Annotated in this window: 18 protein-coding genes; 14 read left to right on the top strand and 4 right to left on the bottom strand. The window is 37.8% G+C overall.

The window, feature by feature from the left end; genetic code table 11:
* Positions 1-236 precede the first annotated feature (236 nt).
* Both ACEPXD_RS04375 and ACEPXD_RS04380 read right to left on the bottom strand, forming a co-directional pair.
* Positions 237-1,409, bottom strand: coding sequence for a CAP domain-containing protein (locus tag ACEPXD_RS04375; protein WP_391120295.1), 1,173 nt, complete (start codon positions 1,407-1,409; stop codon positions 237-239).
* A 30-nt stretch (positions 1,410-1,439) separates the two neighbouring features.
* Positions 1,440-2,075 carry a YigZ family protein gene (locus tag ACEPXD_RS04380; protein WP_391120297.1) on the bottom strand — a complete coding sequence of 212 codons (636 nt, stop codon included), beginning with the start codon at positions 2,073-2,075 and terminating at the stop codon, positions 1,440-1,442.
* Between the two features lie 140 nt (positions 2,076-2,215).
* On the opposite strand from ACEPXD_RS04380, the gene ACEPXD_RS04385 reads away from it, so the two are divergent.
* On the top strand, positions 2,216-3,361 hold the full coding sequence (locus ACEPXD_RS04385; protein ID WP_391120299.1) for a sensor histidine kinase: 1,146 nt from the start codon (positions 2,216-2,218) through the stop codon (positions 3,359-3,361).
* Between the two features lie 33 nt (positions 3,362-3,394).
* The gene (locus tag ACEPXD_RS04390; RefSeq protein WP_391120300.1) at positions 3,395-4,069 is read left to right on the top strand and encodes a response regulator; all 675 of its coding nucleotides are present in this window, start codon (positions 3,395-3,397) and stop codon (positions 4,067-4,069) included.
* Positions 4,070-4,611: 542 nt separating this feature from the next.
* Here the strand turns inward: ACEPXD_RS04390 and ACEPXD_RS04395 are convergent.
* Positions 4,612-5,262, bottom strand: a complete 651-nt coding sequence (locus ACEPXD_RS04395; RefSeq protein ID WP_391120302.1) for a nuclease-related domain-containing protein — start codon at positions 5,260-5,262, stop codon at positions 4,612-4,614.
* A 128-nt stretch (positions 5,263-5,390) separates the two neighbouring features.
* On the opposite strand from ACEPXD_RS04395, the gene ACEPXD_RS04400 reads away from it, so the two are divergent.
* From ACEPXD_RS04400 to flgL, 8 genes are all read left to right on the top strand, one after another.
* The gene (locus tag ACEPXD_RS04400; RefSeq protein WP_391120304.1) at positions 5,391-5,966 is read left to right on the top strand and encodes a nuclear transport factor 2 family protein; all 576 of its coding nucleotides are present in this window, start codon (positions 5,391-5,393) and stop codon (positions 5,964-5,966) included.
* A gap of 366 nt (positions 5,967-6,332) precedes the next feature.
* The gene (locus tag ACEPXD_RS04405; protein WP_391120306.1) at positions 6,333-7,394 is read left to right on the top strand and encodes a DEAD/DEAH box helicase; all 1,062 of its coding nucleotides are present in this window, start codon (positions 6,333-6,335) and stop codon (positions 7,392-7,394) included.
* Complete coding sequence (locus ACEPXD_RS04410; protein ID WP_391120308.1) at positions 7,391-8,014, top strand: ComF family protein; 624 nt, start codon at positions 7,391-7,393, stop codon at positions 8,012-8,014. Before ACEPXD_RS04405 ends, ACEPXD_RS04410 begins: the two co-directional genes overlap by 4 nt.
* A 46-nt stretch (positions 8,015-8,060) precedes the next feature.
* Complete coding sequence (locus tag ACEPXD_RS04415; RefSeq protein ID WP_391120310.1) at positions 8,061-8,465, top strand: TIGR03826 family flagellar region protein; 405 nt, start codon at positions 8,061-8,063, stop codon at positions 8,463-8,465.
* 133 nt (positions 8,466-8,598) lie between these two features.
* Positions 8,599-8,862 carry a flagellar biosynthesis anti-sigma factor FlgM gene (flgM, locus tag ACEPXD_RS04420; protein ID WP_391120312.1) on the top strand — a complete coding sequence of 88 codons (264 nt, stop codon included), beginning with the start codon at positions 8,599-8,601 and terminating at the stop codon, positions 8,860-8,862.
* Between the two features lie 135 nt (positions 8,863-8,997).
* Entirely contained in the window at positions 8,998-9,492 is a 495-nt protein-coding gene (locus tag ACEPXD_RS04425; RefSeq protein WP_391120314.1) for a flagellar protein FlgN, read from the top strand.
* Between the two features lie 12 nt (positions 9,493-9,504).
* On the top strand, positions 9,505-11,118 hold the full coding sequence (gene flgK, locus ACEPXD_RS04430) for a flagellar hook-associated protein FlgK (protein ID WP_391120316.1): 1,614 nt from the start codon (positions 9,505-9,507) through the stop codon (positions 11,116-11,118).
* A 17-nt stretch (positions 11,119-11,135) separates the two neighbouring features.
* On the top strand, positions 11,136-12,068 hold the full coding sequence (gene flgL, locus ACEPXD_RS04435; protein WP_391120318.1) for a flagellar hook-associated protein FlgL: 933 nt from the start codon (positions 11,136-11,138) through the stop codon (positions 12,066-12,068).
* 69 nt (positions 12,069-12,137) lie between these two features.
* Here flgL and ACEPXD_RS04440 read toward each other — a convergent pair.
* A protein-coding gene (locus tag ACEPXD_RS04440; protein WP_391116643.1) for an IS3 family transposase occupies positions 12,138-13,465 on the bottom strand; the annotation gives its coding sequence in 2 pieces (ribosomal slippage) (positions 12,138-13,087 and positions 13,087-13,465; 1,329 coding nt in all).
* 149 nt (positions 13,466-13,614) lie between these two features.
* Here ACEPXD_RS04440 and ACEPXD_RS04445 point away from each other — a divergent pair.
* The 4 genes from ACEPXD_RS04445 to hag all read left to right on the top strand — a co-directional run bounded on the left by ACEPXD_RS04445 (position 13,615) and on the right by hag (position 15,800).
* Complete coding sequence (locus tag ACEPXD_RS04445) at positions 13,615-14,169, top strand: DUF6470 family protein (RefSeq protein ID WP_391120320.1); 555 nt, start codon at positions 13,615-13,617, stop codon at positions 14,167-14,169.
* Between the two features lie 12 nt (positions 14,170-14,181).
* Positions 14,182-14,616: a flagellar assembly protein FliW gene (gene fliW, locus ACEPXD_RS04450; protein ID WP_391120322.1), complete on the top strand. Its 435-nt coding sequence runs from the start codon at positions 14,182-14,184 to the stop codon at positions 14,614-14,616.
* Positions 14,616-14,840: a carbon storage regulator CsrA gene (csrA, locus tag ACEPXD_RS04455; RefSeq protein WP_391120324.1), complete on the top strand. Its 225-nt coding sequence runs from the start codon at positions 14,616-14,618 to the stop codon at positions 14,838-14,840. Before fliW ends, csrA begins: the two co-directional genes overlap by 1 nt.
* A 135-nt stretch (positions 14,841-14,975) precedes the next feature.
* The gene (hag, locus tag ACEPXD_RS04460) at positions 14,976-15,800 is read left to right on the top strand and encodes a flagellin Hag (RefSeq protein ID WP_391120326.1); all 825 of its coding nucleotides are present in this window, start codon (positions 14,976-14,978) and stop codon (positions 15,798-15,800) included.
* Positions 15,801-15,882 lie beyond the last annotated feature (82 nt).

The following is a 15,882-nucleotide window of genomic DNA, read 5'->3' on the forward strand; positions in this document are numbered from 1 at the left end:
TGGTTGAACGAGACCGAATAATAGGGAATCGAGACCAATTCACCACAAGCCGAGAACAAATAGCCAGGGCCCGATACTAATTCATAAAAAGTCGAGATCAATTCAAATTTTGCATCAAAATCAAGGAATTAAATGTAACAAAATAACGATAAATGGCTGAACGGGACAAACAGTTGCATCATAGCGACAATAAACCGTCTCCTAGTCTAAATGCAACTTAAGAGACGGCTTTCAAGTCAAGGCTTTATAAAAATTTCCGTATAATAAGGGATTGATCCGTATGTCCATTTGGCGAAATGTACTCCAACCCCTAGTTGAGTATAATTTGTGCTAATAATATTTTTACGGTGACCTAGAGAATTCATTAATGCTTCGTGGGCAAAATATGGGTTCGTATAGCCCATGGCGATATTCTCTCCGGCATTTCGGAAAAGTATTCCTCCATTTTCCAATCGGTCAAAAGGTGATTCACCACGCAGATTATCGTGATTGAAATAATCATTTTCGCCCATGTCCAAGCTATGTTTGCGAGCAACATTTGAGATGCTAGTAGAATACTGTAAGATGGGAACTCCTTGTGCTTTTCTTTCAGCGTTTGTTAATTCAAATAAAAGTGATTCGTAACTTGATTCTAAGGTGCTTGATTTTGGTGGGTATAGATTTGAATTTCTATTAATTAATTCGTGATCTATTAATAATATTGCAGAGACTTTATTATCATTATGTACATCGATAAAAAAGTTAGCGTCATAGGTCGGGAAATTATACGTAATAATTTCAATAGGATATGTGTTACCAGTTGTTTCGTATTGGTTTCCTAATTTACTTTCTAATTGGCTGACAGTGTTAGTAATAGAAATGCCATTAAATTGATAGTTTTTATCTTTTGTATAAAGCGAAGCGATTTTATTGTTTAAATAACTAATTGCGTAAAAGTTAGTATAATTTTGATGATAAATAGAAGTTGATGCATTAAATTCATTTGTGACGGTCCTTTTTGACGTTCCTAACTCTGATAATACAGAAGTGATAGAGTCACCGATAGTAAAGGAAGCCTGAGAAGTTCTTACACAATTGAGTAGGCTTAGTTTTTCTTTGGATGGTGTTTGGTATAAAATGGATGAATCATTTTTTATTACCAAACCGCCACCTAAATGAAAGTGAGCTCCTTTATTAACATAGACGCGAAAACTTTCACCGGCTATTACCTTTCTAGAAACTTCGAAGTTTCCATTCACATTTTTATAAATGGTCGTCGGTTTTTGAATGATCACTCGACCGATTTGGCCCGATTTTAGTTCTACACCATCCCAAGAAACGATACTTGGACAATCTCCCGCTGCAGAAGAAATAGTAGGACTTATACTTATACTTACAAGGAACATTAATATTACGAAATTTTTTTTCATGTATTTTCCACCCCTTGTAAAAAGTATAAATCAATTTACTTCAAATTCCAAAAACTCTTTTTCGACAATTCTAATTTTTGCTTGTCCATTTGTTATTTCAGCTATCCAATCTACAAATTTCTCCTCATCTTTTACTTTTGTGTAGACATACACTTCGACAAAATCTGCATAGTTTATTTCTTTGAGAGGATATTCCGAGCTTCGGACTTCATTTTCAACTTTTCCTAACCAAGTGTAGTCAATGGATAATTTCATTAAGTGATGAAGCTGACGTTCGACAACCTGTGCTGCATCAATGCCTTCAGTTGTTGCTTTCCCATAAGCTCGAATGAGGCCACCACCGCCAAGTTTTATGCCCCCAAAATATCGAGTTACTACGACAACCGTATCTTTGAGCCCTTGTTTTTTTAGAACTTCTAACATTGGAAATCCTGCAGTGCCACTAGGCTCACCATCATCGTTCGCTTTTTGGATATGATCATGCTCACCAATTATGTATGCCGAACAGTTATGATTGGCATCCTTATGCTTTTGTTTGATAAGATGAATAAAATCAAGTGCATCCTCCTCGGTTTCGGCACGCTCCACGTAGGTCAAAAAGCGTGATTTTTGGATAATAATCTCGCTTTCACCAGAGCCTTTGACAGTTAGATAGTTATTTCTCATATTTTAATTGTCCTCCTAGAATTAATTGAAATATAGTTGTAAACTAATTTTAATTTATTTTTAGTAAATAAGTGCTATAATAGGGTTTGTCAGTAAGAATGAATGTAGTCTCATCTATCCAAAAAAAGGAGAAAAAACAGATGACGAAAAAGATCTTTGAAGCACAATCGTTAGATGTTATTTTCGATCGAATGGTTGAAGTGATGGATCATTCGAAAAAGGATATATTCATTATAAGCGAACAAAGCCGAGAAAACTTCGATGAAATGAAAGTCGAACTAGAAATAATTCGAGGAGACATTGAAGCCGTCATTATTGAAGGTGATTTGTTAGAATCACAATCGAAGTTATCTAGAAATCGTTTAGCCGAAGTATCTAAAAACTTTGAGACGTACGATGAACCTCAAATTCGGAATGCTTACGAAACTGCGAATGAAATTCAAATTAATCTACTCATTAAACGAACAGAAGAAAGACAACTTAGACATCGAAGAGACGAATTAGAACGTAGATTACAAGGACTACTCGAAATGATTGAGCGAGCGGATCATCTCGTTAACCAAGTGAACATTGTGATCAATTATTTAACTTCCGATTTAAAAGAAGTTGGGGAAGCGCTTGAAAACGCAAAAATTAAACAAGATTTTACTTTGAAAATTATCGAAGCACAAGAGGAAGAACGCAAAAGACTTTCTCGTGAAATACATGATGGACCTGCCCAAATGCTTGCAAATGTGTTACTAAGAACAGATTTAATCAATCTTACTTATGAGCAGCGCGGTGGGGAGGAAGCCATGAAAGAAATTATCGAACTAAAAGATATGGTTCGAAATGCACTTTCAGAAGTTCGTCGAATTATTTACGATCTTCGCCCAATGGCACTCGATGATCTAGGGCTTGTGCCCACACTTAAAAAGTATTTATCAACTATAGAAGAATACAATCCAACAAGTTCCATAAACTTTCAATCGTATGGTGTAGAACAAAGACTGCATACTAATATTGAGATTGCTATTTTCCGTCTAATACAAGAATCTTTAACAAACGGTTTAAAACACGGGAAATTTAAAGAAGCATGGGTTAAAATTGAATGGTTGAAACAAAAATTGAATATAATCGTCAAAGATAATGGAGTAGGTTTTGATCCAAAGGTGGCAAAAGACAAATCATTTGGTTTAATCGGTATGCGTGAGCGAGTGGATCTACTAGAAGGGACGATGAAAATTATTTCATCTCCTGGCAATGGGACAACCCTTTTGTTTAGTATCCCAATAAATGAGGAATAATAAATACAGCAGTTTTAATAGGAGGAAATGACAATGACCAAAATAATTATTATAGATGACCACCAACTTTTTAGAGAAGGGGTTAAACGAATTTTAGACTTTGAAGATTCATTTGAAGTAATCGCAGAAGGAAGCGATGGAAACGATGTACTTCGTTTATACGACGCACATTTTCCAGATGTAGTACTAATGGATATCAATATGCCTACCAAAAATGGTGTGGATGCAACAGCTGAACTAATGGAAAAATACCCAGAAGCTAAAGTAATTATGCTTTCCATCCACGACGATGAATCCTATGTAACGCATGCATTAAAAACAGGTGCACTAGGATACATGTTAAAAGAAATGGATGCAAACGCAATCGTCGCAGCTATTAAAGTAGTAGCAAAAGGTGGATCCTACTTACATCCAAAAGTAACACGCAACTTAGTTTCAGAATTCCGTCGCCTAAGCGAACGTGAAAATAAAGGAAACTTCCATCAAACCGAAATTCGACGCCCATTCCATTTACTAACAAAGCGCGAATGCGAAGTACTGCAACTTTTAACCGATGGACAAAGTAACCGCACAATTGGCGAAACCCTATTCATCTCTGAAAAAACCGTAAAAAATCACGTATCCAGCATTCTTCAAAAAATGAACGTAAACGACCGCACCCAAGCCGTCGTTACCGGCATCAAAAACGGCTGGGTCGAAGTAAGATAATAGTGAAACCCTCTTGCGCGAATGTGCAAGAGGGTTTTTTGTTGTTGAGAGAGAGTTATAATTTGCGAAGAAGCCACTTCTCAATGGAAAATCGTCTTGAATGTGAGATAAGAGAGGTTGAACTTGCGTTATCGTGCATTTAATTTGTGCTAAGCCAAGTTGAGTTTGCTTTACACGAGGTTGAACTTGCGCTAATTCCCTTTTAATTTGCGCTAAGCCTGCATGAATTTGCGATACTCATCCTCACTCTATGCGCTAGGAGTCCTCAGCAATTCTTTTAGGAGAGTAGTATCTCCACGTACCGCCTTTACGAACAGTTAAATCCAAACTTTTAAGCATGCGAGATGCCGAGTAAACGGAATCTAATTTACAAAAATGGAGAAACCCTTTGTTTGAAATTTCATTACTAAATAGCCAAAAATATTCCTGTACTGATTAACGATGTGCATTTCGTGCATTTTTCTTACATGATGGGCAAATCCAGGTTCGCTGAAGGCGTTTCATCCCCAACACCCCACAAAATGGGCATTCAACTCCAGGAATTAAAACTTTAGGTGGGATATGATAATGTTCCCATAATGGGGATAAGTGAACGGGGTTTGCTCCGTTTGAATAACTTGCTCAATCGTTTGCAATTGCTCAGTAGATAGCGGTAGAGAATTGGAATGGTTGTACATCTGAATCACTTTTTCATTCATACTTTCTAGTTTATAAAACGGGTAGTGCGAACACTTTTGCCGGATTCTACACGACTTGGCGGTCAGAATAACTGCCTCTGTCACTTGCATGTTCGGGAAATCTGTCCCAAAATAATCCTTGATAAACCGAATATGCCTCATAAACTGAAAATAAGGATTGGGCAACGAAATCTCTTTTCCATCCCTCCCGATTTTATAAAATTCCTCCGTCTCTAAATCGACAAATAACTCATCACTATAATTCTTGGACTCTAGCACTATAAAACAACGATCCTTCACAACAAGACAATCTATTTGCACTTTCCACTCTCCCTTACACAAACTCACATTCGGGAAAATCTTCACAAGTCCCGCTAACCGAAACTCGCCAAGCTTCCGAACATGTCGATTCTCACCGTGCTCGCCAGCCTCCATTTTTCTAATCTCATCTTGTATAAATTCAATGGTTTGCACATCAGATAATCTCTTCAATAATGCATGATGTTCTTTCCTCAAAATTTGACCTCCAATCTACCTACATCAAACAATCGTTTGATAGAAAATTCTACCTATTTAAAATGGAACCAAATAATTGAGTTTTCGTCTTAGTTATGACAAAATAACCTCAGCAGGAGGAGAACTAGATGAAACTTATACACCTATTAATACTTGCAGCAACCGTATTAGCACTTGCTGCTTGCAATAGCAATGAAGATAAAGCAACAAACGCAGGATCCGCTAACGACAATGCGCCTTCCAATGCCCAATCGGTGACAGACCATGGAGCAAAAGATAAATCTCAAGTAGGCTTCGAAATGGCTGGTGGCAATATTGAAGAAGCGACAAATGTCCCAAAAAAAGCAAAAACAGCGATCATTGCGGCTTTCAACGAATACATGGATGCATTCAATGAAGAAAATATCGACCGCTACATGAAAATAATTTCCAAAAAACCAGAAGGCTTCAACTACGAAACGGAAAAAACGGACGTCCAAGCTGCATTCAAGGAATATGACATTACACGTACCGCAGAAAATACGACCATCATTCAATACGATGAAAATAACGCACAAGTATTTGCCAATCTAAAAACCAATCTCGTACAACCATCGACTGGTGCAAAACTCGAACGCAATGGCCGTCAAGTCACTGTATTCGTCAAAGAAGACGGCAAATGGCTCGTCACAAGCGTTTACTTTATGATGGAAACATCCAAATAACAACACAGCCCTCGATCCTGTCGGGGGCTTTATTACTATTTTATTCCACCTGAAAATTCAGTAAAATAGAATAATACAAAAACAGTCAGGAGAATGCCTATGGATAAAAACCTACAACAATTTCTCACTGGACGCATCTGGCTTCGCGAACACACCCCATTCCCGCGTGAAGTCATCGACACCCACATCGACAGCGGCCACATCCACCTCAAACCCGGCATCACCACAAACACAAACAATTTCCTATTTTGGAAATTAAAGAAGAACGTCTGTAACCGATGCCACAACACAAACCAAAGCTTATTTCATACATTTGCCTGTACACGTTGTAACCAAAAATGTACATATTGCCGCCATTGCATTCGGATGGGTCGGGTAAGTAGTTGCTCCGAGTTACTCCTTTGGGACAAGCATCCTGCTCGCGGCGCGAACGCACACATCTTTGACTGGAGCGGCCAACTATCACTGCTTCAGCAAAAAGCAAGTGAAGAGCTTCTAGCAAGCGTTCAACAAAACATATCCCACTTATTGCACGCAGTTTGTGGAGCAGGCAAAACAGAACTCCTTTTTCCATCCATTTTCAACTGCCTCCAAGATGGAAAGCGAGTATGCGTTGCAGCTCCCAGAACCGATGTAATTCTAGAACTCTTCCCACGTTTTCAAAAAGTATTTCCCAAAACGAACATACACGCACTATACGGCGGTTCCCCAGACCAAGAAGGGTTTGCCGATCTGGTGCTCGCAACAACCCACCAACTCTACCGTTTCGAAAACGCATTTGATGTCGTATTTGTAGACGAAGCAGATGCCTTCCCTTATTTCGCGGACGAAACATTGAGAAAAGCTGTCACAAAAGCTTCGAAAAAAGATGCCGCTATTCATTACGTAACAGCAACTCCTACCAAGTCATTGAAAACAGCCAACCAATCTGTCCTTTCGCGTAGATATCACGGACATGACCTACCGGTGCCTAGATATAGCGCACTATGGGGATACACTCGGAAATTGAAAAAAGGAAAAACACCAACAAAACTTCAGCAATGGATCGAAGAAAAAACAAAGAACAACATTCCATTTCTCGTTTTCTTACCAACTATTGAAATGCTCGAAAACTTTCCAGGAGATTTACCAAGAGTTCATGCAGAACATCCGGAGCGTAAAGAAATCGTGATGCAGCTTCGTGAAAAGAAAATACCAGGTCTACTCACAACAACTATTTTAGAAAGAGGCATTACGATAGAGAATGTCCATGTAGCGGTAGTAGGAGCAGAACAGAAAATCTTCACGTCAAGCGCACTCATCCAAATTAGTGGACGAGTAGGACGCTCATTCAAATACCCAGACGGTGATATCGTTTTCTTCCATCACGGTCTTACCCATGAAATGGACAAAGCAAAAGCCGCAATTGAAGGGTGGAATAAAGAATGAACTGCTTAATATGTGGAAGCATCTTTCAATCGCCACCTACTTGGAGAAAGCTATTTTTATATGAAATAGAGCCTACCGCCTGCAGCCAGTGCCTAAGTAAATTTGAAAAGTCCACAACAGAAATTGATTTCTCTGATTTTCAAGGAACCCACTACGAGGGTTCAGTCGATTCTGTCACAACTCTTTACACGTACAACGAAGCGATGAAGAGTTATTTACACCAATATAAATTCCTGCAAGATGTAGCACTCGCGCAAATATTTTCAGAAGAACTGCGTAAAGTATTTGAAGGGAAAGTGGGGATAGTCGTCCCAATCCCAATGCATCCAGAAAAGCTACTGCAAAGAACATTTGCTCAAGTCGATGAACTACTAAATTGTGCGGGAATCCCTTTCAAACACCTACTCGCTAAAAAAGTGTCAAGTGAGCAAGGAAGAAAATCGAAAAAGGAGCGTTTAGAAGCAAACCCCCTATTTGAAGTGAAAAGTAAAGTCGAATCACAAAACTATCTTTTATTCGATGATATTTATACAACCGGTACTACCATTCACCATGCTGCAATAGTGCTGAAGGAAGCAGGAGCTAAAGGAGTCGATGTGATCACTTTAATAAAAGGATAGGATGCCGATATAAATGGAAAGAGAATTGTACTTGGAGGGATCTATCATGGGAGAACTGAAAAATTGCCCGTCCTGCGACGAATTTTTTAATTATACAGGGATAAGAGAAGTATGTAACAAATGCGCCATGAACGAAGAAAAACAATATGAAGAAGTGTTCCGTTTCCTTCGTAAACGTGAAAATCGTGCTGCAACGATCGAAAGAATCGTTGAAGTAATAGGAGTAGATGAATCCCTTCTATACAAATGGGTTCGAAAAGGTAGACTACAACCAGCTATGTTCCCAAATCTAGGTTACCCATGCGACAACTGTGGAAAACTAACAACACAAGGAAAACTATGCAAAGGATGCACGGAAGATTTTAAATCCGGCCTTCGTCAATTAGACGCAGCATTAGAATTCCGAGAAAAGGTGAATAAAAACGAAAATACTTATCATAAAGAAAAATAACTCCTACCAATTGTAGGAGTTTTTGCGTTCCCAAACACATTCCATATATTTCATCTAATTTATTCTAAACACTTCAAAATTTGAACCGAAATAACCTATAGATACTTTTTGAGAAGAAGGGAGACATAGAAACATGAAAATTTCAAACATAGCTTTAAACCAAGTGAACCCATATAAGCGCAACCAACAACAAATGGAAAAAGCACAAAACACTCAAAAAACAACAACCGATCAACTAGAAATATCATCCGCAGCAAAAAGCATGCAAATAAAATCTCCATTAGAGGTAGAACAAGCAGAACGAGTTGCTGCCATCAAAGCAGATATCGATGCAGGAACATACAAAGTAGATGCAAAACAATTAGCATCGAACATCCTGAATTATTATCGTATGTAAAGTGAAACTTCCATCAATGGGATTATTTTTTCCCATTGATGGTTAGTTGAACCAATCGGGGATTTACAGGCTATTTTATCCCCAATTCTTGGATATTACAGCCTGTTAAACCGTTTATAGAAGGAGCCCATAAACATGTCCATTGAAAACATTTTGCAAGCTCTAACTAGACTAGAAATGTTACACAAAAGTTTACTAGAAATTGCATACAAAAAAACAGAAACCATCAAAATTGGGGACATGGACAGTCTAAACCAACTGCTCAAGGAAGAGCAGGCACATGTAGCAGGCATTTCTCAGTTAGAACAACAGCGTCAATTAGAGGTAACGGATTACCTTCGAGCAAAAGGAATTGCTCCTACTGACAACCCAACTGTTGCACTTGTCTTAGAAAATACCAACACAAATGAAGAAAAAGAGCAGTTAGAAGCTGCACGCAACAAGTTGCTTTTAACACTAGAAACGCTCAAACATCAAAATGATTTAAACCAAAAGTTGACACTACAATCACTTCAATTCGTCAATTTAACACTCGACATGTTACGACCAAAACCAGACCAAATAAACTACTCAAATACCGAAGTAAAAGGTCCCTCAAAAGACAAAACCTACTTCGATTCACAAGCTTAAGGAGGCGAACCCATGGGCTCTACTTTTATGGGACTAGAAGCAAGTAAACGAGGATTATTCACTCAACAATCTGCTCTATATACAACAGGTCACAATATTTCAAACGCCAATACATTAGGTTTCTCACGTCAACGCGTCAACATGGAAGCCACTCTTGGTTATCCGGGTTCAGGACTAAACGCACCAAAAACTGCCGGTCACATTGGTACAGGAGTTCAAGCGCAATCTGTTCAACGTATTAGAGATGCATTTATCGATCGCCAATTCCGACAAGAGTCAACAAAACTTGGCTACTGGGACTCAAAGGCAACAGCTATTAGCCAAATGGAAGATATCATGGCAGAGCCATCTGAATTCGGTTTAAACAAGTCTCTTGATTTGTTTTGGAAATCGCTTCATGATTTAAGTACAAACCCAGATAACGCAGGTGCACGTAAAGTAGTTATTCAACGTGGACAGCACGTTGCGGATTCATTTAACTATATGCATAAACAATTATCAGACATCCGAGGGAACTTGGGTAATGAAATTAAAATATCGACTGAAGCAATTAATTCCAAATTAAAACAAATTGCAGACCTAAATGCACAAATAAAAGCAGTAGAGCCAAATGGCTATATGCCAAATGATTTGTATGATGCACGTGATGTATTAATAGATGAATTATCACAGTATTTCCCTATTGAAGTGGAACGTGTTCCATCAGGAGGAAATGCACTTTCTATTGCTGAGGGAAGTTTGACGGTAAGAATTAAGTTAAACGGGGATACAATTGACTTAGTAAATGGAAAAGACTATGCGACGCTTGAAACGATGGATTCAGACACGCCTCCTAAAATGTTAGATGGAACGAATCCGGCAGTAGGATTTGGTCAAATTACAATTGTACCTAGGGGAAATGTAACAGGAACTGGGAATAACAAACCGCCTCTTACACCGATGACATTCCCAATTGAGTATGGAGATCTTGAAAAATCTAAAGGGAAATTGATCTCGTTAATTGATTCATTTGGTCATATAGATCCTTTAGATCCAACTAAACTAAGTGGTACTTACCCAGATATGCTAGCTAATTTAGATAAATTGGCAAATGCTTTTATGGAAGCATTTAATGAAATGCATAATATGGGGGAAGTATTACCACCAGCTACAAAACCAGTAGCAGGAAATGATTTCTTTGTAGGAAATGGAGCGGCAGGTATTAAAGTAAGTGATGAAATTATCAAGAATCCTAGTTACATTGCTGCATCTGATGGTACTGGAGAAGAAGGTAATGGTAAATGGGCTATTGAATTGGCAAATGTGAAATTTTTAGCTATAAACGACGATCCTGGTCCTCCACCGATTATTCGCTTAGGCGGAGCAAATATTCAATCATTCTACCAAGGTGTAATCGGTAAACTAGGTGTTGACGGTGAACAAGCAGTTCGTTTAGCTTATAACTCATCAACAATACAGTTAACAGTTGAAAACAATCGTGCATCAGTAAGTGCCGTATCACTTGATGAAGAAATGACGAATATGATTACATTTCAACAAGCATATAACGCAAATGCGCGTATGATTACAGTAATCGATGAAACATTAGATAAAATTATTAACGGCATGGGCCGTGTAGGTTTATAAGAAAGGGGCTAATTTGAATGCGCGTTACACAATCAATGCTTTCAAGCAATATGCTTCGTAACTTGTCGAATAGTTACTCAAAAATGGGGAAGCTACAAGAACAAATTACTTCTGGTTCAAGAGTTAATCGTCCGTCAGACGATCCAGTTGCTGCGATTAAAGGAATGGGTTATAGAACGACTTTGGGTAAAGTAGAGCAATATACACGTAATATTGGAGAAGTAAATAGCTGGCTAGACAATACAGATGAATCGTTTGACGGTGTCGGGAATGCCCTAAAGAGAGTGCAAGAACTTGTAACCTCTGCTGCAAATGATGCAACAATTACAGATGATGATCGTGAAAAAATGAAAGCTGAAATCGATCAAATTCGATTACAGCTTCGTGATTTAGGTAACACTAAAGTCGGAGATAAATATATATTCTCAGGGACAAATACATCGAAACCCCTATTCACAAATTCAGTACCTCCAGTTATTGGTGATATTGCGAATATAGGTACATATCCAGGTTTAGAAAAAAACGTCAATATTGAAATATCCGACGGAGTACAACTTACAGTGAACACAACTAAAGGTAGCAAGATATTTGGAGACATTGATGCGATGATGGACGAATTAAGTAATGCTTTAGAGGGTTTTGATGTAAATGGGGCTCCTACCGTTATCACTGGTACTGATATTGGGAACTTCTTAAGTAAAATTTCTACCAATCAAGCAGCAGTTCTAGAAGAGCGTGCGGATGTAGGGGCGAAACAAAACCGTATAGATATGGTAGAAAATCGTTTAGGTGTCCAAGAAGTAATGGTTACAAAACAATTGTCTGAAAATGAAAGCGTGGAATATGAAAAAGCAATTACAGAAATGATAACGCAACAATCTATTCACCAAGCGGCTCTATCCGTAGGTGCTAAAATCATTCAAGCAACATTAGTAGATTTTATAAGATAATATAAAGCGTTTGGACAATCTGAACTGAGCCCTAATTAATGGACAGATTAATAAAAACGACTTTGCAGTCTAGGCGGCGATTAGATGACTTCGGTATTGAGCCGGAGTCATCTTTTTTAAATTCCATTGTTTGCGTGTTGTATTGTAATGCTCCATGTACTCATCTACCATTTGCTTTAATTCAAATAAGTTGTGCGCTTCCTGATAATCCACTTCATCTTTAAAATGCCCAAAGAAAGATTCCATTGGGGCGTTATCTAAGCAGTTTCCTCTCCGTGACATAGATTGAAGTAAACCCATTTTCTTTACACGTTTTTGATACTCCGGGTGCGTGTAATGGACACCTTGATCGGAATGAATCATGACTTCTGGATGAAGGTTTCCTTCTAATGCTTCTTCTAATTTTTCTAATGTCCGATAAACAATTCTCATTTTTAAGCTTGTCGATAGTTCATAGGCGACGATTTCACGTGTTGCAACATCTTTTACGCAAGATAAGTACGCCGTTTGACTATTACGGTATTGTAAATAAGTGATATCTGTTAAAAATACTTTGCCCGGTTCATCTTGATCAAATGCTCGATTTAAGTGATTAGGGACCATACGGTGCGCTTGCGTCGCTTTCGCAATATGTTTATATGGATTCGCACGACGTACTTTCGCAAAGAAATTAAACTTCCTCATTAGGCGAAGAATCTTTTTGTGATTCATTGGTGTCACTAATAATTCTTCTGATGCCATGTAAAGTCCTCGATAACCAATTTTCCCTTTAAAAGCATCGTAAATGCATTTTAATAATACATAGTCTTGATAGTCTTGTTCTTCACGAATCGAATGCTTCTCTGAATTTTGAAGCCAGGCGTAGTAGCCACTTCGACTCACATCAGTTAATTCACAAAGATAACGTGTCATGTTCTTTAGTTGATATTTTCGAATGACTTCGTTGATCACTGCGTATTTTTCATGGGGTGCCAGAACTGTTTCTTCGCCTGCCTCTCGAGTTCCTCTAGCTTTTTTAGTAATTCTAATTCAGCTTCTAAATACTTAATACGTGCTTCTGCCTTTTCTAATTTTTTCTCAGCTGATACATCCTTTGTAGAAGGGCGACCTGTGCTACCTTTTCCGCGACGTTCTTCTAAAAAGCCTTGTTCACCGTAGGTGTTATACGTATTTCTCCATCGGCTTAATGACCATTTGGCTTTTTTGACTCCAATAGTTTCTAAATCAAATCCATTTTCGATAAAGATTTGAGAAGGTCCTTTACCAGCCAAATTTTCTTGAACGGCACGAATTTTAAATTCAGATTTATATTGAATGGCGCGATCTGATACGGATACGATATTTGGGTTTGATTCTAGTTGTCTTCTTTGATGTTCATTGAAAAGTATTTTACTCATTAAAAAATCTCCCGTTCCAAGTTGTTATTTTCTAGTATAACGGGTTTTTAAACAGAAAAACCCCGAATAGGGTCACTTTTTTTAAAGTGTCCACTATTCGGGGTTCAGTTCAATCCGTTCAGACGCTTTTCTTAAAGAGGTGAAAAAAAGTGAACTTTCCGCAATTACAAATTCATACAACAGATGCCAAACTTGGCTTGAATATTGAAAAACCAAATCAAATTATTCGCCAACCAAAAGCAACTCAGCACATTGAACAGCCAGCAGCGATTATGGATATCAAAACTACACGAGGATTTATGAGGATAGATTCTTCACAGGCACGTAGAGATGTAGGGATGATTGGACCGTTAGAATCTTCTGCAAAATATGCACAAGCGGGACGCCAAAAAGTAATGCAAGGGATTGCGAGACGCGTAAGCGAAGGTAATCAAATGATGGATATTGCACATAACAAAAAAGCAATTCCTGCGATTGCGAAGAAAAATACTTTCCCTGTTCCAGCGAAAATAGGAATCGATTTTATCCCATCTGTAGGATCCGTTAAACTTGATTATACTCCTGCAAAGTTAGATATTAATGTTCAAACACAAAAAGCGAAAATTAGCGCACAAGTAAATAAACCAGTTCACGAATATACACCAGGTAAAGTGTCTGGTTTTATGCTACAAAACCCCTCGATAGAAATAGACGTAATTGTCTAAAAGGAGCATATTATGAATATCGAAACAAAATTTTTAGGCGAAGTTACAATAGAAAAAAAAGAAATTATTCAATTTCCAAATGGAATTCCAGGCTTTGAGCAAATAACAGAATTTATCATTCTACCATTAGAAAAAGACTCACCCTTTGCCATTTTACAATCTATCAAACAACAAGAAATTGGTTTTGTAATTGCACTTCCATTTATATTTAAACAAGACTATACATTTGATTTAGGAGAAGAAGACAAAGAAGAACTCCAAATTCAAACACCTGCCGATTTAATTACGTACACTATAGTAACTTTAAAAGAACCTTTTAATAGTTCAACTTTAAACTTGCAAGCACCTATTATCATCAACCACAAACAAATGATTGCGAAACAACTTGTCTTACAAGACGCAAACACATATCCTTTAAGATTCCCTATCGAAGGGAGCAACGCCTAATGCTCGTACTCTCACGAAAAAAAGATGAATCGATCATGATTGGCGATCAAATTGAGCTAAAAATCTTAAGTGTTGATGGGGATCAAGTAAAAATAGGAATTATTGCTCCGAAAAACGTAAAAGTCTATCGATCTGAAGTATACGAAAGCATCCAGCAACAAAATAAAGAAGCTTTAAATATTTCCAAATCATTAATTGAACAACTTTCGAAAAAAAATATTTAAAAACTATTAAAGATTTTCAAATTAGTACGATACTATTTATGTAAGGCAAAAATGGGGCGGCCGACCTTATCATGCCAAACAAATTCCACATGGATGTGGAACTAAATAAACCAAAATTCAAGGAGGAATCTCACAATGAGAATTCAACACAATATTTCAGCTTTAAACACACACAGAAACTTAACAGCTAACCAAGGTGAATCTGCTAAAAATCTAGAAAAATTATCTTCAGGTTTCAAAATCAACCGCGCTGGAGACGACGCTGCTGGTCTTGCAATTTCTGAAAAAATGCGTGGACAAATCCGCGGTTTAGATATGGCTTCTAAAAACGCTCAAGATTCAATTTCTTTAATCCAAACTGCTGAGGGTGCTCTTAACGAAACACACTCAATTCTTCAACGTATGCGTGAATTAGCAGTACAATCTTCAAATGATACAAACGTAACTTCAGACCGTACAGCACTTCAAGACGAAGTAAATGCTTTATCTGAAGAAATTACTCGTATCGCTAACAATACAGAGTTCAATACTCAAAAACTTTTAAGTGGTGGATTCTCTGGTAAAACATTCCACATTGGTGCAAATGCTGGTCAATCAATCTCATTAACAATCGCTTCAATGACTGCTACGAGCTTAGCTGTTAACAATGCATCTAAAGGTATTTCAATTAGTTCTCAAGGTTCAGCTAATACTGCTATCACTACTATTAACACAGCGATTGCAACCGTTTCAACTGAACGTTCTAAATTAGGTGCTGTTCAAAACCGTTTAGAGCACACTATCAATAATCTTGGTGCGACTTCAGAAAACTTAACTGCTGCTGAATCACGTATTCGTGACGTAGATATGGCGAAAGAAATGATGGCGTTCACTAAGAACAATATCTTAACTCAAGCTGCACAATCTATGTTAGCTCAAGCTAACCAACAACCACAAGGCGTTCTTCAATTATTACAATAATTGAAACATTGAAATCCCCTTCTCCTTTTAGAGAAGGGGATTTCTTTATTTTTAGAAAGTAATGCCGATAATAAGGGAGAGG

Origin of the sequence: Psychrobacillus sp. L3 (assembly GCF_042945595.1) — a bacterium.
Lineage (GTDB): Bacteria > Bacillota > Bacilli > Bacillales_A > Planococcaceae > Psychrobacillus.